Genomic DNA, 23,355 nt, shown 5'->3' on the forward strand with positions numbered 1-23,355 from the left:
CTGGCACGTGACTGCCGCCAGAACACAGCGTCCCCATTGATATGCCGGTACGTGGCCCTGCCACGGAACCGGTCCGCATTCGACAGGAGATCGCATGCCCCACTCTTCCTCCTTTGCCGTGCGCACCACCCTGTGGCTGGCTGCTGCACTGCTCGCTCCTGCAGCACTGGCTCAGACCACTGCAGCCAACCCTTCAGTGCAGGATATTTCCGTGATTGCAGGGACCTGCGCCAACTGCCATGGCCCTGATGGCAAATCCACGGGCGTGATTCCTCAGCTGCGTGGCGTCAATGAACAGCATCTGCTGACCCGCATGCAGGCCTTCAAGGCTGGAACGGCAACGGACGCTACCGTCATGACCCGCTTGATGAAGGGCTATGACGATGCCCAGATTCAGGCACTCGCCCAATGGTTCAGCAAGGAGGCCAAATAATGTCTTTCAATCGCCGTAGTGTTTTAACCGGCGCACTGGCCGGCGCTGCCAGTCTGTCGCTGCCCTCCATCGTTCGCGCCCAGGGCGGCGCGGCCCATGTGGTCGTGGTCGGTGGCGGTTTTGGTGGTGCCACTGCTGCACGTTACCTCAAGGCACGTGCACCCCAGGTGCGCGTGACGCTGATCGAGCCTGCGCCCATCTTCTACACCTGCCCCTTCTCCAACCTGTATCTGGCAGGTCTGCGCACCTGGGACAGCATTGGTCACAGCTACGACGGTCTGCGCAAGGCTGGCGTGGAAGTCATTCAGGCCCGTGCCGACCATGTAGACACGGCCAAGCAGCGCGTGCTGCTGTCCAACGGCCAGGCGTTGAGCTACGACAAGCTGGTGCTCTCGCCCGGCATCGACATGCGCTGGGGTGCCATTGAGGGCTATGACGAGGCCGCCTCGCTGCTGGCCCCCCACGCCTGGAAGGCCGGCCCCCAAACCCTGCTGCTCAAGAAGCAACTCGATGCCATGCCCGATGGCGGTACCTTTGTGATGTCCATCCCTGCCAACCCTTTCCGCTGCCCGCCCGGCCCCTATGAGCGCGCAGCCATGGTGGCGCACTACTTCAAGCAGCACAAACCCAAGAGCAAGATCCTGCTGCTGGACAGCAAGGACAGCTTCTCCAAGCAGGGCCTGTTCCTGCAGGGCTACAAGGCGCTGTATGGCGACATGATCGAGTGGGTCAAGCAGTCCGACGACGGTCAGGTCGTGCGTGTGGACGCCAAGAACCTCGAAGTGGAAACTGCTTTCGGCACCAAGCACAAGGCCAGCGTGCTCAACGTCATTCCACCCCAGAAGGCTGGCGTAATTGCCGAGCGTGCCGGTGTGGTGGATGCCAGCGGCTGGGTGCCCATCAAGCCTGAAAGCTTTGAGTCCGCACAGGTCAAGAACGTCTATGTGCTGGGTGATGCGACACAGGCAGCCCCTATGCCCAAGTCTGGCTTTGCAGCCAACACGCAGGGCAAGGTAGCTGCCGCTGTCATTGCAGCAGAGCTGACCGGCAAGCCCCTGCCGCAGGCGGCTTTTGCCAACACCTGCTACAGCCTGATCGGCACAGACTACGGCATCTCCGTGGCCGGTGTGTACCGTGCAGATGGCAGCAAGCTGATTGAAGTGCCAGGCTCCGGCGGTGTGAGCCCTGCCAATGCCGATGCCGCCTACCGCAAGGCAGAAGCAGACTACGGTGCCGCCTGGTACAAAGCCATCAGTACCGATATCTGGGGAAGCTAAGCGCCTTCCCAGCCCCCTGCGCACGCGCACAAGCCTCGCTCCTTACAGGTGCGGGGCTTTTGTGCATCTGCCATGCCAGGGGTAGCATCCAGACTGTTTGAGGAACCCATATGTTGCTGTGGTATTCATTTTTCTTTGGTGTGGTGTTTGGTGTGGCTGCACGCTGGGGCCGTTTCTGTCTGCTGCGCGGCATTCGCCAGCGCATGGGACAAGACCGCAGTGAAGCGGCTGGCGATGCGCCCGCTCTGCAGGCATTTGCCCTGGCGGCTGCCGTGGCCCTGCTGGCTTCGCAAGGCCTGCACCTGGCAGGCATCATTGATCTGAACAACGCACAGATCGTGCGCCCCGGCTTTTCCTTTGCAGGTGTGCTGCTTGGCGGCGCCATCTTTGGGATTGGCATGGTGCTGGCCAATGCCTGCGGCGCTCGCTCTCTGGTGCTGATGGCGGGTGGCAATCTGCGCTCACTCATCACCGTGGTGTTTCTGGCGCTCGGTGCGCAGGCCACTCTGACCGGCGTGCTTGCGCCGCTGCGCCAGTGGCTGCAAGGCATTGCACCTGCAGCGACAGAACATGCCACGCTGCACCAGCACATGATAGAAAAAGGGCTTTCAGCGCCCGTCACATATGCGCTGACAGCTATGATTCCTGCAGCACTGTTGCTGCTCTATGCTTTTTACCGCCCTGCCCTGCGCCGCAGCCCTGTGCAGCTGGTGTGTGCGCTGCTCATCGGTGCTCTGGTAGCCGTGGGCTGGTGGATCAGCGCCACGATCGAGGTCGATCCTTTTGAGCCTGCCAAACTCAACTCGCTCAGTTTTATCGCCCCCATCTCCGAAACCCTGCTCTACACCCAGGTGGCCGTGGGCCGTGACTTTGCCCCCATCTCTGCCATGGTGCTGGGTGTACTGGCCGGTGCCTTCATCACGGCTTTGCTGACCCGTACTGCACGCTGGGAGGGCTTTGACAGTCCTGCACATCTGGCCCAAAGTGCGCTGGGCGGCTGGCTCATGGGCTTTGGCGGCGTGCTGGCTGTGGGCTGCTCCATCGGCCAGGGGCTGACAGGTATCTCCGCCCTGGCCTGGGCCACGCTGCCAGCCGTGCTGGGCATTGGCCTGGGTACGGTGGCTGCGCTCAAGCTGCTCCCCAGAAAGGCGGCTTGAAGGAGAGTCAAACGCTGTGCCATGCGTGTATACCTGCATGAGCTTATGGCTAAAACATCTAGAATTCGTAACAGACAGCTCTGCTTGTGCCGCGTGTCGGCTAAGAGGGATTCCTCCCATCCGTGCCTGTGTGACCACGTCACACCTCAACGCTCAAGCCCGTCCTTTTGAGTTTGTTGGAGTGCATGGGATGTGGCTTCTGCCACATGCAGAAGCCATACATATGTCGCTCGGTTCCGCACTGTCTGGCGGGACCTGCACACAGCGGCATTGCATGTTCGCTTCCCTTTGCTCTTGATGCCACCGCAAGTCTGTGGTGGCGCAGCAGGTCAGCGCTGGTCTTGATGAAGCGCCGCCGGGGAAGCACACAGCTCCTCCTGCGGTTTTGAATTTACGACTCGGAGGAGTTTTCCACCATGCAACGTCGCCATTTTCTGATGACGCCCCCTGCCATGGCACTGGGTGCAGCTGCTGCGGCTGCCCCTATCGCCACACTGGCTACCCCCACCATCATGACGCCCCAATCGCGCATCCTGCCCCGTGAAGGCAAGGGCCCCCGCATTGTGATCTGCGGTGGTGGCTGGGGTGGCCTGACGGCTGCACGCTACCTGCGCGAGCTGATCCCCCATTCCGACGTGGTGCTGCTGGAGCGCAACCCCACGTTCTGGTCGGGCCCCATGAGCAACAAGTGGCTGATCGACATCGTGAACACCGATTTCGTCAACCACGACATGCTGCACCCCGCCAACAAATACGGCTACAAGCTGCTGCAAACCGAGGTCAACGGCTTTGAGCGCGACAAGAAGCTGGTGCGCACCGCCCACGGCCTGATCGAGTATGACTACCTAATCCTGTCCGGCGGTATCCGCAACGACTACGAAGCCTGGTTTGGCAACGACCAGAAGGCCATCGACTACACACGCCGCCACTTCCCCAACGCCTACATCCCCAATCAGGAGATGCTGGCGCTCAAGAACAAGGTCAAGAACTTCAAGGGTGGCACCCTGGTGATGACCCTGCCACCACCACCCCACCGCTGCCCTCCTTCGCCCTACGAGCGCGCCTGCCTGATTGCCTGGCACATCAAGAAGAACAACATCCCCGGCAAGATTCTGATTCTGGACCCCAAGCCCAAGATCGCCCCCATCGGCATGGGCTACAAGCAGGCCTTCGAAGAGCTGTACCCAGACATCATCACCCACGTGCCCAATGCACGCGTGCAGGAGCTGGACCCCTTCAAGAAGAAGATCAAGACTGCCGCTGGCGAGTTTGACTTTGACGATGCCATCCTCATGCCTCCCCACCAGGCCGCAGACATGGTCTGGTGGGCCGATCTGATCGGCAAGGATCCCATGACCGGCAAGCCTACGGGCTGGGCTGACATGAACAACCGCTACTTCACCGCCAACAGCGATGACAGCGTCTACTTTGTGGGTGACCTGATGGGCGCCATTTCGCCCCAGTTTGGCCACTATCCCAAGAGCGGCCACGTCGCCAATTACATTGGCAAAATCGTCGCGACCAATATTTCCCAGCGTGTCGCAGGCAAGGAGGTCACTCCGCTGCTGCCTGACAACCTGTGCTACATGATGGTCAATGGTGATCCACAGGAAGAAATTTCGGTAAAGTTCGAGTACGAAATTGATCCCGCAACCGGCCACGTCCACCAGACCCAGATCGACATGGATGTGCGCACGCCCGACCTGGTCAAGGAAGACTTTGCCTGGATTAACACCAAGTTCAGCGACTTCCTCGGCATCTAACACGACATGAGCACAGCAGCTTCTCACACCCTGACACGCCGCCGCCTGGTGGCAGGCGCTGCGGCGGCAAGTGCCGCATTGGCCCTGCCCCATGCGCTGGCACAAGCCCCTGCCAAACCTGCGCTGGTAGGACCTCTGGCCCCCAACCCTGCGGAATTCAAAAAGACGCGGGAAGACTTCATTGGCAAGGCCACACCACAGGCTGAAGGCCTGCACGTAGATATTCCCGTGCTGGCGGACAACCCTGGTGCTGTCCCCGTCAAGGCCAAGATCACACTGCCCATTACCGAGCAGGACTGGTGCGAGGAGATGATCGTGGTGGCCGAGCTCAACCCCACGCCGCTGTCGTGCCGCATGTATTTCTTTGCGGATACAGGTACTGCGGAAGCGGCCGTGCGCATTCGCCTGAGCCAGTCACAGACCATCTATGTGCTGGCACGGATGAAAAGCGGCACCGTGCTGCAGGCCAAGCAAATGGTGACGGTAGCCGCCAGCGGCTGCGGCATGTAAGAAGGAGTGGTGATGAGCAGCATGAGCAAACCTGCCCGCGTCTGGGTCAGCAACGAAAAGCCCAAGGCTGGCGACATCCTGCGCGTACGCGCACAGATGGAGCATGTGATGGAAACAGGCCTTCGCACCGACCCGGCCACCGGCCAGATCCGCCCCCGCCACATCGTCAAGCACTTTGAGGCCAAGATGGCGGGCAAGCCCATCTTTGTCTGGGACCTGGGCACCTCCATCTCGCCCAACCCCTACATTGAGTTCACCTTCAAGGCCCGCGAAAGCGGTGAGCTGGAGCTGCTGTGGGTCGACGACCATGAGCAAAAGCTGGTGGCCAAGAAGACCATCACGGTCAGCTAAGCCCAGCACATCAAAACCAAAACAAAGCCCCGCAAGCTACAACACCTGCGGGGCTTTTTTATGCATCAAATTGGCATCTAACGCTTATCCAGCAAGCGCTGACAGCTATCAATTTAACGACCGTTATACCGCCCAGGGCGGTGGCTCACCGCCAGAAACACCCCCATCACCACAGCAGCGAGAATGGACCAGAGCACGCGGTCCAACGGCACGATCCACAGCGCCAGCGCCACGACGATGCAGTCAATCACCATCTGCACCTTGCCTGCGCGCAGGCCGTACTTGTCCTGCAGGTAGAGCGACACAATGGTCGCCCCGCCCAGGCTGGACTTGTGTCGCGCCAGAAACAGCACGCCAGCGCCCATGAGCAGACCGCCTGCCACAGCGGCAAAGGCAGGGTGCAGATAATCGATGTGAATGAAATGCGGCCCAAATGCCGTAATCAGCGACAGCATGGCCACCGAAGCAAAGGTCTTGATGGTGAACTCTTTACCAATGCGCTGCCAGGCAAACCAGTAAAAGGGCAGATTGATCAGAAAGTAAATCGCGCCGAATGACCAGCCCGTGGCGTAGTGCAGCACAAAGGCCAGACCGGCGGTACTGCCGGTGAGCAGGCCAGCCTGGTTGAACATCATCATGGTGATGCCCACAAACAGGGAACCTGTAAACAAGGCCTGACCATCTTCGTATTTGCCATGCCGTACCACCGGCATGGCCGCAGAAGCGGGCGCAGAAGAAACAGAAGAACTTAGCTCAGACTCGGAAGGGGTGGTGCTCATGCTCATGGCGAATACCGGTTTGGGGCGATGCCAGCTTGTGGCCACACCGCCTGGATCTATGCAACAAAGGCTCTAGCAATCAACGTGCCACAGTCACTCACATACGAATGCCAGGCGCCTTGCACACAACGCATCACCTGGCAAAAGCGCTGACACACCTTGTTGCAACGCAGCAATTACACCATGTCCCCCTGGCCGCAAGGTATGCGGCCAGCCACATCAGCGGTCGCCCTGTGGCCTTTTAAAGCGGCTGGCCGTGTGCTTGACCGTACCGCTGGCACCAAAAGTGACCGTGAACTCCATCTCCTGGTTCGGTGGGTCGATCCAGTTCCAGTCCCAGTCCGTTTCCTGCTTGAGGTTGTAGGTCATGCGCTGCGCTGGCTTGCCCAGCATGCGGCGCACCTGCTCCTGCGTCATGCCGGGCTTGATCTGCTCAAACACATGGGGCGCAACCACCTGGCGCAGCGCTGTCATCACCCCATCCGGGCCAATGGTGATCATGTAGTTCTGGTGGCCCATGGGCTGGCGCGGATACTCAAAAATGCGTGCCCCACCTGGCTCTGGCCAGATGGTTTCCGGCTCACCAAAAGCCTTGCGTACATCGGCTTCCGTGGAAAGCCCCTCTTCCAGGGCATTGATGCGCTGCTGATCACAGGCCACCAGCCCCAGCAAAGTTGTGGCTACGGCAGCACATGCCGCAGTAATTCGGTGAAAAAGCTGCATGAGTAATGTCGGGGGATAGAATCTTCAGTCCTGAGAGGTTAACAGTCCATGTCCATTTTTGCTCGCCCCCACTACACATCCGATACCACCGATTTTCTGAACCAGCTCAAGCAGGCCAAGCCCGAGCTGGAAGCCCAGCAGCTTGCAGGCCGCTCTCTGCTGTGGGACAAGGAGGTGAACTACGAGGCTCAGGCACAAGCTGCCAAGGCCAACGTTCCCCAAAAGCCCTACGTGTACCAGACCAATAACTAAAGGCACATTATTGGTGTTTTTAGTGCCCAGCCCTTGTCTATCAAGCGCTGGGCGCTCTTCTTTCTAAAGCCGCATGAGCGAAAGTTCTACCGACAACGCCAGCACCAAGCTGCCAGATACCGCAGCCTCGGAAGACCCGAACCTGATGCCCGAAGTGGTCGATCAGGTAGCACTGGCGCGCCTGTACGGTGAACCACTGTTCAAGCTGCCCAATGACCTCTACATCCCACCCGATGCGCTGGAGGTCTTTCTGGAGGCCTTTGAAGGCCCTCTGGACTTGCTGCTGTATCTGATCCGCAAGCAGAACTTCAACATCCTGGACATCCCCATGGTGGCGGTGACGCAGCAGTACCTGCAGTATGTGGAAGAAATCCGCAGCCGCAATCTGGAACTGGCAGCGGAATATCTGCTGATGGCAGCCATGCTCATCGAGATCAAGTCGCGCATGCTGCTGCCGCCCAAGAAAAAGGAAGGCGAGGAAGAAGCCGAAGACCCGCGCGCTGAGCTGGTGCGCCGTCTGCTGGAATACGAAAAAATGAAGCTCGCCGCGCAGCAGATCAATGAACTGCCGCAGTACGGGCGTGATTTTCTGAAGGCGCAGGTCTATATCGAACAAAGCCTGCAGCCGCGCTTTCCCGATGTCAGCCCGCTGGACCTGCGCTCTGCCTGGCGCGACATTCTCAAGCGGGCCAAGCTGGTGCAGCACCACCGCATCACGCGCGAAGAGCTCAGTGTGCGCGAGTACATGAGCCACATCCTCAAGCAGCTGCAGGGCAAACGCTTTGTACCGTTTGAAGACATTTTTGAGCCCGAAAAAGGGGCCACGGTGCTGGTCGTAACCTTTATCGCACTGCTGGAGCTGGGCAAGGAAACGCTGATTGAAATCACCCAGGCCGAAGCCTACGCACCTATTTACGTGCGCCTGGCCTACCGTCCTGCTGAAACCAGCCCCGTACTGGATGCCGAAGCCACCCTGTACGAACAGGACTGAATCCGCCTCCTTTGAGACACTGCCACTCAGGCACAATGTGCTCTATCAAGCTTTTCCTTGAGGAGATACACCATGCCCCATATGTACGTGGAATACAGCAGCAACCTGCAAGACGTGAACGAAGGCGCACTGATGGATGCGCTGAACCAGGCGGTCTGCCATCACCCCACCGTCACCGACGAGGCCGACGTCAAAACCCGCATTGCCAGCCAGAGCAACTACCGCATTGGCCTGAACAGCGCGGGCCGCGCCTTTGCACACGTGGAACTTCGCCTGATGGCAGGCCGCACGGCCGAGGTCAAAAAGGAACTCTCGGACCGCATTGCGGCTGTGCTCAAGACGCAGATTCCGGCACAGCCTACTCTGGATGTGCAGCTGAGCGTGGACATTGTGGACATGGACAAGCCCAGCTATTTCAAGGGCAAGCTGTAAGCTAGCCACCACCAGCCATCCAGCTCACGGTAGGCTGTCGATTGCTGGCCCTACTTGCCGACCATCAGCACTATCACCATGCCCCACAGCGTCAGCAAGGTGTTGCTGACGGCATAAGGCACGGTATAGCCCAGCATGGGTACATTGCTCTTGGCCACATCTGCCACCATGGCCACGGAAGCCGTGCTGGTGCGAGCACCACCACAGCAGCCCAGGTTGATGGCTGGGTCAAAACGGAAGATGTACTTGCCAATCAACGGGGCCAGCAACATGGGAACGCCCGTAGCAAACAGCCCCCACAGGAAGATTTCTGCCCCCACCTGCTTGAGCCCCGCAATAAAGGTCGGCCCCGCTGTAATGCCTACCACGGCGATAAAGATGTTCAGCCCCACGGAGTTCATGAACCAAAGGGTGGAGCTGGGGACGGTCCCAATCTTGGGGAAAAAGCTGCGCACCCAGCCCACAACCAGTCCCGCAATCAGCGCACCACCTGAAGAAGACAGTGTGATGGGCACGCCCTCTACCGGCACCACAATCGCGCCCAGCAAGCCTCCAATGGCAATCGCCAGCCCGACCAGCACCATGCTGGTCACATCGGTGGGACGGTCGGCATAACCAAACTCTTCGGTGATCGCATCCACATGCTTTTGCGTGCCACGAATGCTGACAATATCGCCGCGGTTGAGCTTGGTCTGAGCCAGTACGGGAATGTCCACCCCCATGGAGCCCCGGCGGATGCGGGTGACATAAATGCCCCGAGCCACCGAGCTGTTGGCCAGATCAATCAGCGTCTTGCCATCGGCACGGCTGCTGGCCACATAGACATCCACCACCTCGATGGGGATGTTCAGCAACTCGGCATCTGAAACCTCTGTCGCACGCGAGGCCCATTCCACCAGAGCCTCATGCTTGCCAGATACGGCGACGATGTCGCCGACCTGCAGCACCGTGTTTTCATCAAAGGCAATGATCTTGCCGTCACGGCGCAGATTCTCCAGAAACAAGCGCCCGTTGGCATTGGCCTCAGCTTCAGCCACGGTCTTGCCGGCAATCAGGCCCGGCGTTTCCAGCCGGAAAGCGCGGATGATGTACTGCTGCCATGCAGTGTGCAGATTACCCTCCGCGTTGCCCGCAGACATGGCTGCCTCGTAGCGCTTGCACTCCTTCACCAGATCCACGCCAAGCAGTTTCGGGCCGATAAAAGCAATGATCCAGCCAGTGCCCACGGTACCAAACAGATAGGTCACGGCATAGGCCACGGGAATCAGGTCCAGCTGTTGCTGCACCTGATCAGGCGTCAGATCCAGCTTGCCAATGGCATTGGTCGCCAGGCCGATGGATGCCGAGATCGTCTGCGCACCTGCCAGCAAACCTGCCGCCAGTCCTGGTCCATAGCCAGATACATAGGCTGCGATATAGACCGATAACAAGCACAGGCAGGAAATCACCACCGCAAAAATGGCCTGTGGTATTCCATCATTGGCAATGCCCCGCGCAAACTGCGGGCCCACACCAAAGCCCACGGCAAACAGGAACATGACAAAGAACACGGACTTGATCTGCGCGGAGATCTCAATGTCCAGCTGCCCGACCAGCACCCCTGCAAGCAAAGTGCCTGTCACCGCTCCCAGACTGAAGCTACCCAGCTTCAATGCGCCCACCCAGTAACCCATGGCCAGGGTCAGAAAAATTGCCAGTTCCGGATGGGCTTGCAGTGTCTGCACCAACCATTGCCACATATGCATCATGGCTGACTCCCTCAAGATTGCGATCTCGGCCATGCCCACAGCATGTCGGGGCATGACCCTGTCAATGCGTGACTAAGCTTTGGCCCCACCTGCTTCTGCGTCCTCCAGACGCAGCACCTGCAGCCCTCGGCTGGCGTCATAGCCATGGACTTCCTGCACATCCAGCTTGCGCATGAAGGAAATGGTGTCTGCCGCGATCACCTGCCCCGGCACCAGAATCGGGAAGCCCGGTGGATAGGGAATGACCAGCTTGGCAGAGACCATGGGTGGCCCCTCCTTGAGACGGTGGTCACACTCCTCGCTGTTCAGCGGCACATATTCGATATTGGAAGGCTCCCAGCTCAGGAAGAAGGCACGGCGGATGTCGCCTTCCACGGCAGGCTGCCCACCCACATCGCTGCGGAACGCAGCATGGAAATGGCTGAAGTTAGGCAGCTCCGGCACATCACGCATCAGGCTGTCCACACGTGCTGCAAAGCGCTGACGTTCAGCATCACTGGCGTGCTCCAGATGGGTTTCAATCTCGGTCGCCAGCTCCAGCAGCACGTGGATGAGCTGCGCCACATCGCTGCGGGTGTTGTTGATATTGGACTGCAGCAGCACCGAATTGCGCGAGGTCTTGTTCAGCTGTACCCCGAAGCGGTCGGCCAAAATGCCCTTGAACTGGGTGCCATCAAAGCCCGCTGTGCCACACACCAGGGTGATACGTGTGGGGTCGAGGAAGAACTCATCATCACGCAAGGCAACCACCGCATCGCTCCATACCGTGCCAGGCTCCAGAAAATCCTTGAAGCCGCTGGCGCGAAACTCCGCAGGGATCATTTCATCTGCGCCCAGCACATGGAAGTACTTGGAAATCAGCGGGTGATGGTTGATCTGGTAGCGAATATCCAGTGCCACCTGAATCGCGTTATTGACCAGCCCATAGCCTTCCAGCTCCATCTGACGGCGTGCCAGATCCAGCGAGGCAATCAGCTGCTGGTTGGGGCTGGTAGTGGCATGGGTAAAGATGGCTTCGTGCAGCTGCGGCTCAATCGACTCAAAGTCCACATCCTTGACCAGCACCATGGAGCCCTGGCGAATGGCTGACATGGACTTGTGCGTGGAGTTGGTCTGGTACACACGCAGTCGCACCTGGCGCGGGTCTGGCACCAGGCGGGTATTCAGCAAAGTCTCCGTGGAAGGGTTCGTCCCCAGCTGGGCCTGCTGTGCTTCATAGGCAGCCAGTGCCTCTGGCGTCTTTAGCCATTTTTCAATACTGGCCGCTCCGCCCATGGCCGTACGAGGGCGCAGAAAAGGTGACCAGTGGGCAAAGCCAAACCAGGCCTCATCCCACAGAAACACCAGATCCGGCTTGATGGCCAGACACTCTTCCATGACACGGCGAGTGTTGTAGACATGACCATCAAACGTGCAGTTCGTCAGGTCCACCGCTCGCACACGGTCGAGCTTGCCCTGGGCCTTGAGTGACAGCAGGGCCTGCTTGATATGGCGCAGCGGCACGGCCCCGTACATGGAATAGGCCTTCATGGGATAGGCCTCGACGTAGTACGGCTGCAAGCCCCCCAGCACCGCACCATAGTGGTGGGACTTGTGACAGTTGCGGTCCACCACAATGATGTCGCCCGGCTTGGCAATCGCCATCAGCACCATCTTGTTGGAGGTGCTGGTGCCATTGGTCACAAAAAAGCAGTGATCAGCCCCGAAGGCGCGCGCGGCCTTGTCCTGTGCATGCTTGATATTGCCCTTGGGCTCGAGCAGGCTGTCCAGCCCCCCCGTGGTGGCAGACGACTCTGCCAGAAACAGATTACGGCCATAAAACTCGGCCATATCCTGGATCCAGTCAGACTTGAAGACCGATTTGCCTCGCGCAATAGGCAGCGCATGGAAGGTGCTGATGGGCCGCTGCGCATAACGCTGCAGATTGTCAAAAAACGGGGTTTCGTAGCGCTGGCGAATGCCTTCCAGAATGGACAGGTGCAGCTCAATCGGCTCTTCCACCGCATACAGCACACGGCGCACATGGGTAGAGCGTGGGTCGCTGGCAATGTCCTGCGGCTGGCGGTCCGACATCAGATAAATGTCCAGCTCCGGCCGGTGCTCGTTGATGGCGGCAGCCAACTGCAGACTCAGGTGTTCATCATCGATCTGCTCCACCACGCCCAGCTCACGCATCATGCGATCGAGCTGTGGCACGGGGTAGTGGCTCTTGAAGCCAATGCCTTCAAATATCACCACGGCGTTGATATTGCTGTTGCTCGCAATCGCACTGAAAGCATCCTGAAAACTGCCCACCACCACGGGCTCGTAGATGAACTCGTCCTGATCGCGCCGCTGGGCACGCAGCAGCTGCACGTTGCGTGCCACACGGGGGCTGTCTGCTGGGGCCACAATCAGCACCTCAAAATACGGGCGATGTGGGCCATGCTGGGCCACCCCCGGCAACTCTGCCCTGGCCTGTGACAGATCTGGGTTGACCTCCCACTCGCGCGCGTCTTCCTTGTAATAGTTGGCCACGATGGAAAACGAAATCCGGCTGGCCAGCGCCACAAATGCCTCTTTCTGCCCAGCATCCAGATAGCCTTCCAGCGCAGTCATCAGCTGTGTGCCTGGGTATGCATGCAGGGTTTCCACGGCGCGCAGCAGGGTCAACGCGTTTTTGACGTCCTGTCCCTCTGCCTTGCCTGTCTGCCACCTCCGTGCAATAGCCAGCAACTCCCGCCAATGGTCTGCGCGCAAACCACTAACGGTAAAAATTTGGTCAATAAACATGCGGCTGTCTTCTCTGGACGTGCTCATAAGGGAACTGCTTTCGAGGGGAGAGGGAGGGGAGAGGGAGGTCAGAGCGAAAACTGGAAATGTCCGCACTGCCCCAATACCAAGACTTCCTCAAGGCTGGAAGCAGCAGCGTGAACATCCCTATCGTGCCCAAGACTGACACCTCGCATCGCTGCCCCATTTCGCACAAACATGCAGGCGGCCACTACCACCCTCTGTCATCCAATGACGTACAAAGACCAACTTGAAACGTGCATGCAGACACCCGCTTGTGCAGGGAGATCTGGCACAGCCATGCCCACTGACCCACGGATGCTGCAGCATGCATATTGGTGCAGATGCCTTGCCCAAAGCCCAGTTCACACGCGGCCCCTACCACAGGAGGCAAGAGGCCGGCATTCAAAAATACGAGCTGCAGTCTGAGCGGATTCATTTCCGCGTAATAACCATAGCTATAGCCCACATCTGCTCGATACCCTGCTGTCCACGTTGACATGGCTTCCCTTTGTTTCGCGACGTATTTCCTTACCTGCGTCACGATATGTCACATCCATGGGTAACCCGGTCATTTCGCGCTGTTGGCGGACGGGCGTGAGGCTCTGTGCACAATGCCTGTTTTGCAAAAGTGCAACAAAGCCATTTGTTTTTCGCCGCATTGCGCTCTTGATTTCTTGTCCGCTGCAAAGCCTTGATACACCTGCGCCAAAAGCTACTGTTTTATGACTTCACGCCCTCTGTGTCCACACTGCCTGCGTCCTGCCAGCGCCTGTCTGTGCAGCTGTGTGCAGCCCGTGCACAGCCGTGTGCAGCTGCTGGTGCTGCAGCACCCCATGGAGGCAGGCCACGCCAAAAACACGGCGCGGCTGCTGCATCTGTGCCTGCCTGGCAGCAGGCTGGAAGTGGGCGAGGTATTTGATGCCGATACCCTGCAGGCACTGCTGCATGCCCCATGGCCGGAGCAGGCCAGCAATGCGCAGGTGCGCGCCATCCTGCTCTACCCGCCTACGCCGCCCGACCCACAGCTGCCCGTGGTGCAAGCGCCGGAGCTGCCTGCCCATTGGCTCACTCAGCCAGAGACTTTGCGGCTGGTAGTGATTGATGGCACTTGGCGCAAAAGCCGCAAGATGCTGTATCTGAACCCTGGGCTGCAGCAGCTGCCACGTCTGTCACTGCAGGATGTGCCAGCCGGTCGCTATGCCATACGCAAGGCACACGCACCGGGGCAGCTATCGAGCTTTGAAGCCGCCGCCCTGGCGCTTGCGCAATTGCATGGCTGGCAAGCAGACAGCCACCCCATGCAGCAGCTGATGTGCAGTTTTGAGCAAGCCATGCAGCTGCACCAGCGACTGCAACACTTGCCTGCGCACGCTGACTAGCACTGGTAAGCCGCAGTCACCACGCCCTGTACAGGGTGCAACGACAGACTGTCACAGCGCAGACGCAGCACTGCCCCCTGGGCAAACTCCAGCTCCATGGTGACCACGCCCCGCAGCTCACAGGGCACAGGCAGCTGCTGGATGCGCTGGCTGGCATGCAGCACCACCCCGCGGTTCAGGCGCCCCATGCAGGCGGCAGGCTCTACGGTTTCCCATGGTTCCACGTTCTCAGCCTGGAGCAGCAAGGGGGCCCAGACGGCATCGGCACGCGGGTCCTGCGCATCCCGCAGTCTGGCTGCGGCAAAGCGCAGCTGCAAGCGACCTTCGTCCCAGATGCATTGGGCCACTTCGGAATCGGCAAACTCAAAGTACATGCTGCGCCTCCTGTTCGAGTGCATTCATCAGCCAGTCCACTTCAGGCACAGCTGGCCGGTGCATGGGCAGCAGCATATGGACTTGAAAAGGAATCGAAAAGTCCAAAGGTCTGAGGATCATGTCAGCGTCCACGCAAGCTCTGGCCGTCAGCGGGTTGACGATGGCCACCCCCAGACCATGGCGCACCATGGCGCACACAGCCACTGCACTCAGCGTCTCCAGCAGCATCTTGCGCTGTACACCAGCCCGGGCAAACACAGAATCGATCTTGAGGCGGTACGGATCATCCCGCGCCAGGCTGATAAAGGGCTGGCCCTCAAAATCACGCGCACTCAGCCGCTCTCTGGCCGCCAGTGGATGGCTGGCAGGCAGCACGGCCACTTCGTCCATGGCAGGCAGGTGAACCATGCGCGTGCCCGGCGGTGTGTCACCGCTTTCGGTCAGCCCCAGATCAAAGCGCTGGGCGCTCATCCACTCCTGCAACAGCGGGCCATCCTGCGTCGCCACGCTCACTGCCACCTCGCCATGCGTGCGCTGCATGCGCGCCAGCGCACCGGGCAGCAGCGCGTGGCTGAGCGCTGGCATGCACAGCACGCTGATGCTGGCCTGGTGCGGCTGGCCCAGCGCCATGGCGTGCTCGACCACGCGGTCCAGCCCATCCCAGCTGCGCTGCACCTCATCCCACAGACGCAGGGCGCGCGCCGTGGGTTTGAGCCGCCCCTGCACCCGCTCGAACAGGTCATAGCCCAGCAGCTGCTCCAGCCGCGCCAGTTCACGGCTAATGGTGGGCTGCGAGGTAAACAGCATCTGCGCCGCGCCGGTTGCGCTGCCCGCAAGCATCAGGGCACGGAACACTTCGATATGGCGATGACTGATGCGCTCAGGGTTGGGCGGGAGATTTCGCATGGGCATGGTGCAAGCATAGCCAGAAGCGACGGCTTCAGAGGCGGAATCCTGCACAAGACTCTTGCGCAAGCATTTCATATAAAAAAAATGCTTCCAGCGCTTGATAGATAAGCGCTGGCAGCTCTCTTTTTTAAACTAACCGCTCAAACCTGCCAGTTCCAGACGATCTCCTGCACCTGCAGCTTTCTGGGAATGATGCCCAGGGCATGAAAGCTGTCTGCCAGCTGCTGCTGTTGGGCCACATGCGCAGTGCTGATGGGCTGCAGGTCCAGATTGGCACGACCATAGGCTGTGCGCCACACCTCGGGGTCCAGGCCCGTGTCCTGCGAAGCAAGCTGCACCAGCTCCTCCCGGTTGGCGCTGGCCCAGTGCGTGGTCTGCTGCAGGGTCTTCAGGATTTCCGCCAGCAGCGCCCCCTGCTTCTGGGCAAAGTCGCGGTTGGCCATGTAGTAGGACGAGGAGGCCAGGCTCGGCTGGGTGATGGTGTCCACCAGCGCCCGTGCGCCATAGCGCTGCTGGGCAATCGCAAAGTACCGGTCCCAGACCACCCAGGCATCGACATTGCCGCCATTGAAGGCTGCCGTGGCATCGGCCGGGGACAGAAACACCTGAGTGATGTCGCTGGGCTTGAGCCCCGCAGCAGCCAGCGCCTTGATGGTCACGTTGTGCGCGCTCGATCCCTTGCCAAAGGCGACCTTCCTGCCCTTGAGATCGGCCACGCTGCGGATGGGCGAGTCTTTCGGCACCAGAATCGCCTCGGCATGCGGTGCGGCCGGGTCATAGCCGATGTAGACAAACTGTGCGCCTGCCGCCTGGGCAAAGATGGGCGGTGCCTCGCCCACAAAGCCCACGTCAATGGCGCCGACGTTCAAACCTTCCAGCAGCTGTGGACCAGCAGGGAACTCCACCCACTTGACCTGCACGCCCAGCGGCTGAAGTTTCTGCTCCAGACTGCCTTGCGCGCGCTGCAGCACAAACAGGCTGGCTGATTTCTGATAGCCAATACGCAGCTGTGAGCTCTGCTGCGCATGGGCTGAATTCCCTATCGCCCAGAGTATTGCTGCAGCCATGAATGCCAGCATGCGCTGCATGAAGACAGGTTTTTCCAGAAAAGCATGGACATGGTGATATTCCTCCGTGAATTGACCCGATCCATGCTACGTACATCTGATTATCCTCAAAACCAATAAATTCAAAGATGAATATATTTTTATTAACAAAAACAACAAGTTGCATTTATATAAATACAACATAACCACATAACCAAAACAAACAAAACTTAGATTTCATTTCCATATAAAAATAAGAAAACTCATTTAGATAAATTCAGAGAATGCAATCAAAAAATGATTGGTTCCTTCATATAAAAAAATCGAGAACACTTGCATCCAGTTTCCACCTCATGCCTGCAAGCACTGTCTGCCAGGCATGAGGTGGCCCCTTGAAGTGATGGCCTTCACAGGCTTGTGGAATCTGTATGTCTGTTCTCTTGATTGCCGGTAGTCCCACACAGCATTCGCGCTCGGCCGGTCTGCTGCACGTTGTTGGCAGCAAGCTCGCGGCACAGGGCATTGCCACTGACCACCTGGTGGTGCGTGATCTGGATGCTCAGGCCCTGCTGCATGCCCAGTTCCAGCACCCGGAGGTGGTGGATGCTGCAGCCCGTGTGGAGCGCGCCCAGGTGCTGGTGATTGCCACCCCTGTGTACAAGGCGGCCTACAGCGGTGCGCTCAAGATCTGGCTGGATCTGCTGCCGCAGACCGCCCTCAAGGGCAAGACCGTACTGCCCCTGGCCACCGGCGGCAGCCCCCACCACATGCTGGCGCTGGACTATGCGCTGCGCCCGGTGCTGCAGTCGCTCGGTGCCAAGCACATCCTGCCCGGCATTTACGCCACCGATGTGCAGGTGCAGCTGCAGGCCGATGGCAGCGCAGACATCACCCCAGAACTGCAGCAGCGCGTGGATGACGCCATCCACCTGCTGCTGACCGAAACGCTGCGCCCCGCCGCTTTCCCGGCTGCAGACCTGCACTTTCCGCCCGTGCACTTCTCGCAGGTGCGATGTAGCGTCTAAGCCCGCCTCGCCGCCATCAGCGGCTTTTCCCCCTCCCCTGTTTGAACACGCATGCCTGTGCCCATGCACGGCAGGGCATCGCTTCGCCTGCTTTTGTCAAGGAGTCCATCCCCATGACCGCACACACCCAGCTTTCACTGCCGCCCCACCTGCGGCGCGTACTCAACACCACGGCCCTGGCCTGGGGCTTTGTGGCACGCCGCCAGTGGGCGCGGCCCATCACCGCCGCAGCCACCCCGCTTGCGGTTTCTTACTGACCGTTTTCATTCCCAACCGGAGACAAGCATGAAGATTTTTTGGTTCATTCCCACCCACGGTGACAGCCGCTATCTGGGCACCACCTTTGGCGCACGTCCGCTGACCCATGACTACATCAAGCAGATCGCGATTGCGACCGACAGCCTGGGCTACGAAGGCGTGCTGATTCCCACAGGCCGCTCCTGCGAAGACCCCTGGGTGATTGCCTCCAGCCTGATTCCCGTCACCCGCCGCCTGAAGTTTCTGGTGGCAGTGCGCCCCGGCCTGCACCAGCCTGCGCTGGCGGCACGCATGGCGGCCACGTTTGACCGCCTCTCCGAGGGACGTCTGCTCATCAATCTGGTCACAGGCGGTGATCAGGCGGAGTTGGAAGGCGATGGCGTCTTTCTGGACCACGCCACACGCTACGAAGAATCGGCCGAATTCATCCGCATCTGGCGCGAAATCCTGACGCGCAGTCACACCGGCGAGTCGCTGGACTTTGACGGCAAGCACCTCAAGGTCAAAGGCGCCAAGCTGCTGTATCCCCCCGTGCAAAAACCGTATCCGCCCGTGTACTTCGGCGGCTCTTCAGCTGCAGCACACGAGCTGGCAGGCGAGCAGGTCGATGCCTATCTGACCTGGGGTGAGCCCCCTGCCGAGGTGGCCCGCAAGATTGCCGATGTACGCGCCAAAGCCGCCAAACACGGCCGCACCGTGCGCTTTGGCATTCGCCTGCACGTCATCGTGCGTGAAACCGAAGCGCAGGCCTGGGCTGCCGCCGACGCCCTGATCAGCCACCTGACCGACGAGACCATTGCCAAGGCGCAGGCCGCACTGGGCCGTATGGACTCTGAAGGCCAGCGCCGCATGCGCGAACTGCACGGTGGCGGCACCAAGCGCAGCCGTGCCGATCTGGAAATCAGCCCCAACCTGTGGGCCGGTGTAGGCCTGGTGCGTGGTGGCGCAGGCACCGCCCTGGTGGGTGACCCGCAGACCGTGGCCCAGCGCATTCAGGAATACGCAGAGCTGGGCATTGAGAACTTTGTGCTCTCAGGCTACCCGCACCTCGAAGAAGCACACCGTTTTGCCGAGCTGGTGTTCCCGCTGCTGCCTGTGGCCACCCAGCAAAAACTGCAAGGCACGGCCGTCAATGGCCCATTTGGCGAGGTCGTGGCCAACCACTACGTGCCACGCGCATCGCAAAGCTAATTCCTCTCTTTTTTCCACCCTCTTCTCGCTTTCACAAGGAAACACCTATGTCTATTCAAGCCATCAACGTACGCAACCAGTTCAAGGGCAAGGTCAGCGAAATCATTCGCGGCGATGTGCTCTCCGAAGTCGATGTGCAAACGCCCTGGGGCATCGTCACCTCGGTCATCACCACGCGCTCGGTCGATGACCTGGGGCTGACCGTGGGCTCCGAAGTCGTGGCGCTCATCAAGTCCACCGAAGTCTCACTGGCCAAGCTCTGATCGCAGCCCTGCGCCGCAGCGGACCTTCGCGCACTGCGGCGCATCACCTTTCCCCTGTACCTAGACATCACCCATGACCACCCGCCGCCAAGCCCTTACCCACCTGCTGACTGCTGCTGCCCTGCCTCTGGGACTGACGGCCTGCTCCCGCGACGAAGCCAGTGCCCCCACGGCTGCTGCAGAGAGTGCCAGCACCCAGCAGGTTGTTCCCTTCAACTACCCGGACAACCCGTCGTTTGACCTCATCTACCTGGCCGACCGGCTCGGCTACTTTGAAGGCACGTCCACCCGCCCCAACTACGTGGGCAAGGTCGCCGCGCCGCAGATCATTCCGCTGGTCGGCACAGGCGACATCCACTTTGGCGCACGCATGGTGCCGCTGGTGATTTCTGCCATTGCCGCAGGCGCAGACATCAAGGTCATTGCCGCCGGCAGCAAGACGCTGGAAGAAGCGCCGCACATGAAGTACTTTGTGCGCAAGGACTCCGGCATTCGCACGCCCAAGGACCTGGAAGGCAAGACCATTGGCTTCAACAGCTTCGGGGCCTGCGCGGAGTTTGTGACCAAGAACTATCTGCGTGAACACGGCGTGGATGTGAACAGCATCAACTTCCTGGTCGTGCCAGACAACCAGAACGAGCAGGCGGTGGTGGGCCGCAGCGTGGATCTGGCCATCATCCACCCGCCACACTCCGGCGGTGCCGAAGCCAATCCCGAGCTGCTGCGCCTGTGGAGCGACTATGACCTCGACCGTGGCCTGGGTGGCATGTCGCCCTACAGCGTCAACGGCAAGTTTGCGCGCGAGCATCCTCAAGCCGTGCGCGATGTGGTCACGGCCATCGCCAAAGCGGGCAACTGGGTCAACGCCAACCCCGATGAAGCGCGCCAGTACACGGCCGAGCGCCTGGGCATGGACCTCAAGCACGTGGAGCGCTATGCCTACGTGGATGACCAGATCATCACCGAGCCCCCGATCCAGTACTACATCGACGTGCTGGAACGCGAAGGCAAGCTGCAGCCCGGCAAGGTATCGGTCAAGGATGTCTACACCAACGCCTTCAACCCCTTTGCCAAGGAGGCACAGGCATGAACGCACGTCTTTCCGTACCGGCCGAATCAAAGGCCTCCATCAAGATTCAGGCACGCGATGTGCGCATGGACTTTGCCATTGAAGACGACAAGGGCCGCCGCCAGCAGATCTCAGCCCTGCAGGACTTCAACCTGGACATCCGCGAAGGTGAGTTTTTCACCATCCTCGGCCCGTCTGGCTGCGGCAAGTCCACTTTTTTGAACGTGCTGGCCGGGCTGGCGCACAAGACCAGTGGCAGCATCACCATCGATGGCCGTCCTGCCGAAGGCATCAATCTGCACCAGGGCGTGGTGTTCCAGGGCTATGCGCTGTTTCCCTGGCGCACGGTGCTGCAGAACATCGAAATGGGGCTGGAAATTCGCAAAGTGCCCAAGCGCGAACGCAAGGAAACGGCCGAGCACTTCCTGGACCTTGTGGGCCTGTCCGGCTTTGCTCACCGCTATCCGCATGAGCTCTCGGGTGGCATGCGCCAGCGTGTGGCGATTGCGCGGGCACTCGCATATTCGCCTGATCTGCTGCTCATGGATGAGCCCTTTGCCGCGCTCGATGCACAGACGCGCGAAATCCTGCAGGCCGAGCTGCTGCGCATCTGGGAGGCCCACAAAAAGACCATCGTCTTTATCACCCACAGCCTCGATGAAGCCATTTACCTGTCCGACCGCATCGCGGTCATGACGCACCGCCCGGGGCGCATCAAGTCCATTCTCGATGTGCCTCTGGCACGCCCGCGCCCGGCAGAAATCCGCCACAGCCCCCAATTTGTGCAGCTGCGTGAACAAGCCTGGGACGTGCTGCGCGATGAAGTGGCTTTTGCCACTGGCCACCACCAGCGCCCATTGGCCCCCGTGGTACCTACCGCCCCGGACTTTCAACTGGCTTTGCGAGGTTTTGCGATATGAGTAGCTCTACGGTTTCCACAGTCCCGCAGCAAGAAGCGGCCCCCACCGCCCGCCCCAGCTTTATCCAGCGCCACCGCCGCACCGCCCGGCAATGGCTGGAGCGCAGTGCAGCCCTGATCGTTTTTTTCGCCGTCTGGGAACTGCTGCCGCGCCTGGGCATTGTGGGCTCAGCCTTTCTGAGCCCACCCTCTCACGTCCTGCAGGCGATTGGTCAGCTGATGGAAAGCGGTCAGCTGTTCAAGCATGTGACAGCCAGCCTGCAGCGCTCTGCCAGTGGTCTGCTGCTGGCCGTGGCGGCAGGGGTAGCGCTGGGCCTGTTGATGGGCGTGATCCGCCGCGTTGAGGCATTCCTGGACCCTCTGCTGCAGCTGTTCCGCCAGATCTCGGCCCTGGCACTGTTTCCGGTGTTTCTGCTGTTCTTTGGTATTGGCGAAGTGTCCAAGATCGCCATCATCTTCTGGGCGGCCTTCTGGCCCGTGCTGCTGAACACCATCAGCGGTGTGCAGCAGGTAGACAAGCTGCTGATCCACTCGGCCATTTCCATGGGTGCTTCGCGCAGCTTTATCTTCCGCAAGGTCATCCTGCCTGCGGCATCGCCTTCCATCTTCACAGGCATCCGCCTGGCCGGCGCGTATTCGATCACTGCACTGGTGGCGGCCGAGATGATTGGCTCGCATGCCGGGCTGGGCTTTCTGACGCTGAACTCGCAGGAGATCTTCCAGATTCCCAGCATGTACGCAGGCATTGTGCTGCTGGCTCTGCTGGGGCTGGCGCTGAACTACCTGCTGGCCTTGCTGGAAAAACGCCTGACCCGCTGGCGCAGCGGCCTGCAGTTCCATGAGTGAGCACGCGCTGCCACGATCACCACGCCCACACCAGCCCCGCTGGTGCTGGGTCGCTGCAGGACTGCTGCTGCCCCTGCTGTGGTGGCTGCTGATCGGGCAGCAGCCCGTACCTGCCCTTCAGACTGCCGCGCCCAGCAGCCCCTGGCAGGAACAGGTGCTGCAGCAAGGTGTGCTCAAGGTCGCGGTGCGCAGCTACCCACGGCCCTCGCTGCCCGATGCTCCCCTGCCCCCTGAACCTGATGTGCTGGACCTGGCCTATGCCCAGTGGCTGGCAGACCAGCTGCAGGTGCCGCTGCAACTGCAGGCCCCGGAAGCAGCCGATTTGCAGCTGCAGGAACACGCCGCCCTTGCCACCGGCCCTGCTGCTTTGCATGGCTATGGCGATACACAGCTGCAGCTGGTGGTGCTGCGCCAGCAGCTGCCGCGCTGGCACCCCTGGGCCCCCTCCGTCTGGCACAACTGGCTGCCACGCTTTCTGACGGCGTTCATACCCGCGCCTGCTGCAGATGCCACGCCACGTGTCTGCATGGGCACCGGCGTCGCTCCTGCTGCAGCACTGCAGGCACGTGGCTGGCAGCCTGTGGTGGCGCGTTCCAGCATCCATGCCATCAGCGAATTTCTCAGCGGCCAGTGCGATGCACTGGCTGAATCCCCCGCGCTGATTGCCCGTCTGCTGGCCCAGCCCAGCTGGCGCTTTTATGCACCACTGGGCCACCCGTGGTCTGCACAGACTGCTGCCGCGCCACAAACTGAGGACGCCTGGCTGCAAGCCATGCAGCGGCGCTGGCGGGGCAGCCATGCCTGGCACCAGACGCTGCAGCACCGCACCAGCACCATCTTGCTCGAAGCCGCCATGCTGGAAGACGGTGCCATCTGCCATTGAA

At 60.3% G+C, this 23,355-nt stretch carries 25 protein-coding genes; 18 read left to right on the forward strand and 7 right to left on the reverse strand.

Features of this window, described 5'->3' with window-relative positions; translation table 11 throughout:
• Positions 1–94 precede the first annotated feature (94 nt).
• The 6 genes from F7P80_RS00950 (at position 95) to soxZ (ending at position 5,491) form a co-directional block, all read left to right on the forward strand.
• Positions 95–433: a c-type cytochrome gene (locus tag F7P80_RS00950; RefSeq protein WP_058880308.1), complete on the forward strand. Its 339-nt coding sequence runs from the start codon at positions 95–97 to the stop codon at positions 431–433.
• Positions 433–1,710 carry an NAD(P)/FAD-dependent oxidoreductase gene (locus tag F7P80_RS00955; RefSeq protein ID WP_151042137.1) on the forward strand — a complete coding sequence of 426 codons (1,278 nt, stop codon included), beginning with the start codon at positions 433–435 and terminating at the stop codon, positions 1,708–1,710. Before F7P80_RS00950 ends, F7P80_RS00955 begins: the two co-directional genes overlap by 1 nt.
• A gap of 110 nt (positions 1,711–1,820) precedes the next feature.
• Entirely contained in the window at positions 1,821–2,867 is a 1,047-nt protein-coding gene (locus F7P80_RS00960; RefSeq protein ID WP_151042139.1) for a YeeE/YedE family protein, read from the forward strand.
• Between the two features lie 416 nt (positions 2,868–3,283).
• Positions 3,284–4,630, forward strand: coding sequence for an FAD-dependent oxidoreductase (locus F7P80_RS00965; protein ID WP_151042141.1), 1,347 nt, complete (start codon positions 3,284–3,286; stop codon positions 4,628–4,630).
• 6 nt (positions 4,631–4,636) lie between these two features.
• Positions 4,637–5,140: a thiosulfate oxidation carrier protein SoxY gene (locus F7P80_RS00970; RefSeq protein WP_151042143.1), complete on the forward strand. Its 504-nt coding sequence runs from the start codon at positions 4,637–4,639 to the stop codon at positions 5,138–5,140.
• A 21-nt stretch (positions 5,141–5,161) separates the two neighbouring features.
• Positions 5,162–5,491: a thiosulfate oxidation carrier complex protein SoxZ gene (soxZ, locus tag F7P80_RS00975; RefSeq protein WP_054065647.1), complete on the forward strand. Its 330-nt coding sequence runs from the start codon at positions 5,162–5,164 to the stop codon at positions 5,489–5,491.
• A 113-nt stretch (positions 5,492–5,604) separates the two neighbouring features.
• On the opposite strand, the gene F7P80_RS00980 is transcribed toward soxZ, so the two are convergent.
• Both F7P80_RS00980 and bamE read right to left on the reverse strand, forming a co-directional pair.
• Positions 5,605–6,270, reverse strand: a complete 666-nt coding sequence (locus tag F7P80_RS00980) for a YitT family protein (RefSeq protein ID WP_417034283.1) — start codon at positions 6,268–6,270, stop codon at positions 5,605–5,607.
• A 219-nt stretch (positions 6,271–6,489) separates the two neighbouring features.
• Positions 6,490–6,993 (reverse strand): outer membrane protein assembly factor BamE domain-containing protein, encoded by a 504-nt coding sequence (gene bamE / locus F7P80_RS00985; RefSeq protein ID WP_054065609.1) that lies wholly within the window; start codon positions 6,991–6,993, stop codon positions 6,490–6,492.
• A gap of 48 nt (positions 6,994–7,041) precedes the next feature.
• On the opposite strand from bamE, the gene F7P80_RS00990 reads away from it, so the two are divergent.
• The 3 genes from F7P80_RS00990 (at position 7,042) to F7P80_RS01000 (ending at position 8,668) form a co-directional block, all read left to right on the forward strand.
• The gene (locus tag F7P80_RS00990) at positions 7,042–7,245 is read left to right on the forward strand and encodes a DUF3460 family protein (RefSeq protein ID WP_054065608.1); all 204 of its coding nucleotides are present in this window, start codon (positions 7,042–7,044) and stop codon (positions 7,243–7,245) included.
• Positions 7,246–7,390: 145 nt separating this feature from the next.
• Positions 7,391–8,236: a segregation and condensation protein A gene (locus F7P80_RS00995; protein WP_240184052.1), complete on the forward strand. Its 846-nt coding sequence runs from the start codon at positions 7,391–7,393 to the stop codon at positions 8,234–8,236.
• Positions 8,237–8,308: 72 nt separating this feature from the next.
• Entirely contained in the window at positions 8,309–8,668 is a 360-nt protein-coding gene (locus F7P80_RS01000; protein ID WP_151042145.1) for a 5-carboxymethyl-2-hydroxymuconate Delta-isomerase, read from the forward strand.
• 50 nt (positions 8,669–8,718) lie between these two features.
• Here F7P80_RS01000 and aspT read toward each other — a convergent pair whose 3' ends face one another.
• Positions 8,719–10,416, reverse strand: coding sequence for an aspartate-alanine antiporter (aspT, locus tag F7P80_RS01005; RefSeq protein WP_428840842.1), 1,698 nt, complete (start codon positions 10,414–10,416; stop codon positions 8,719–8,721).
• A 72-nt stretch (positions 10,417–10,488) separates the two neighbouring features.
• On the reverse strand, positions 10,489–13,215 hold the full coding sequence (locus F7P80_RS01010; RefSeq protein WP_151042147.1) for an aminotransferase class I/II-fold pyridoxal phosphate-dependent enzyme: 2,727 nt from the start codon (positions 13,213–13,215) through the stop codon (positions 10,489–10,491).
• A 698-nt stretch (positions 13,216–13,913) separates the two neighbouring features.
• On the opposite strand from F7P80_RS01010, the gene F7P80_RS01020 reads away from it, so the two are divergent.
• Positions 13,914–14,570, forward strand: coding sequence for a tRNA-uridine aminocarboxypropyltransferase (locus F7P80_RS01020; RefSeq protein ID WP_151042149.1), 657 nt, complete (start codon positions 13,914–13,916; stop codon positions 14,568–14,570).
• On the opposite strand, the gene F7P80_RS01025 is transcribed toward F7P80_RS01020, so the two are convergent.
• From F7P80_RS01025 to F7P80_RS01035, 3 genes are all read right to left on the reverse strand, one after another.
• On the reverse strand, positions 14,567–14,944 hold the full coding sequence (locus tag F7P80_RS01025) for a hypothetical protein (protein WP_151042151.1): 378 nt from the start codon (positions 14,942–14,944) through the stop codon (positions 14,567–14,569). The two genes, F7P80_RS01020 and F7P80_RS01025, sit on opposite strands and share 4 nt — an antisense overlap.
• The gene (locus F7P80_RS01030) at positions 14,934–15,851 is read right to left on the reverse strand and encodes a LysR family transcriptional regulator (protein ID WP_210607334.1); all 918 of its coding nucleotides are present in this window, start codon (positions 15,849–15,851) and stop codon (positions 14,934–14,936) included. The genes F7P80_RS01025 and F7P80_RS01030 overlap by 11 nt, the downstream gene beginning before the upstream one ends.
• Before the next feature lie 143 nt (positions 15,852–15,994).
• Complete coding sequence (locus F7P80_RS01035; RefSeq protein WP_249041342.1) at positions 15,995–16,921, reverse strand: sulfonate ABC transporter substrate-binding protein; 927 nt, start codon at positions 16,919–16,921, stop codon at positions 15,995–15,997.
• Between the two features lie 407 nt (positions 16,922–17,328).
• Here F7P80_RS01035 and ssuE point away from each other — a divergent pair, with 407 nt between their 5' ends.
• The 8 genes from ssuE (at position 17,329) to F7P80_RS01070 (ending at position 23,354) form a co-directional block, all read left to right on the forward strand.
• Entirely contained in the window at positions 17,329–17,925 is a 597-nt protein-coding gene (gene ssuE / locus F7P80_RS01040; RefSeq protein ID WP_151042155.1) for an NADPH-dependent FMN reductase, read from the forward strand.
• A gap of 113 nt (positions 17,926–18,038) precedes the next feature.
• A complete protein-coding gene (locus F7P80_RS16675) occupies positions 18,039–18,182 on the forward strand; it encodes a hypothetical protein (protein WP_170265320.1) in 144 nt (47 codons plus the stop codon).
• A 28-nt stretch (positions 18,183–18,210) separates the two neighbouring features.
• Entirely contained in the window at positions 18,211–19,374 is a 1,164-nt protein-coding gene (gene ssuD / locus F7P80_RS01045) for an FMNH2-dependent alkanesulfonate monooxygenase (protein ID WP_151042157.1), read from the forward strand.
• A 47-nt stretch (positions 19,375–19,421) separates the two neighbouring features.
• A complete protein-coding gene (locus F7P80_RS01050) occupies positions 19,422–19,637 on the forward strand; it encodes a TOBE domain-containing protein (protein ID WP_151042159.1) in 216 nt (71 codons plus the stop codon).
• Positions 19,638–19,710: 73 nt separating this feature from the next.
• Positions 19,711–20,727 carry an ABC transporter substrate-binding protein gene (locus F7P80_RS01055; protein WP_151042161.1) on the forward strand — a complete coding sequence of 339 codons (1,017 nt, stop codon included), beginning with the start codon at positions 19,711–19,713 and terminating at the stop codon, positions 20,725–20,727.
• Positions 20,724–21,626: an ABC transporter ATP-binding protein gene (locus F7P80_RS01060; protein ID WP_151042163.1), complete on the forward strand. Its 903-nt coding sequence runs from the start codon at positions 20,724–20,726 to the stop codon at positions 21,624–21,626. Before F7P80_RS01055 ends, F7P80_RS01060 begins: the two co-directional genes overlap by 4 nt.
• Complete coding sequence (locus tag F7P80_RS01065; protein WP_151042165.1) at positions 21,623–22,471, forward strand: ABC transporter permease; 849 nt, start codon at positions 21,623–21,625, stop codon at positions 22,469–22,471. Before F7P80_RS01060 ends, F7P80_RS01065 begins: the two co-directional genes overlap by 4 nt.
• Positions 22,464–23,354 (forward strand): hypothetical protein, encoded by an 891-nt coding sequence (locus F7P80_RS01070; protein ID WP_151042167.1) that lies wholly within the window; start codon positions 22,464–22,466, stop codon positions 23,352–23,354. The genes F7P80_RS01065 and F7P80_RS01070 overlap by 8 nt, the downstream gene beginning before the upstream one ends.
• Position 23,355 lies beyond the last annotated feature (1 nt).

Origin of the sequence: Comamonas kerstersii (assembly GCF_008801935.1) — a bacterium.
Taxonomy (GTDB): domain Bacteria; phylum Pseudomonadota; class Gammaproteobacteria; order Burkholderiales; family Burkholderiaceae_C; genus Comamonas; species Comamonas kerstersii.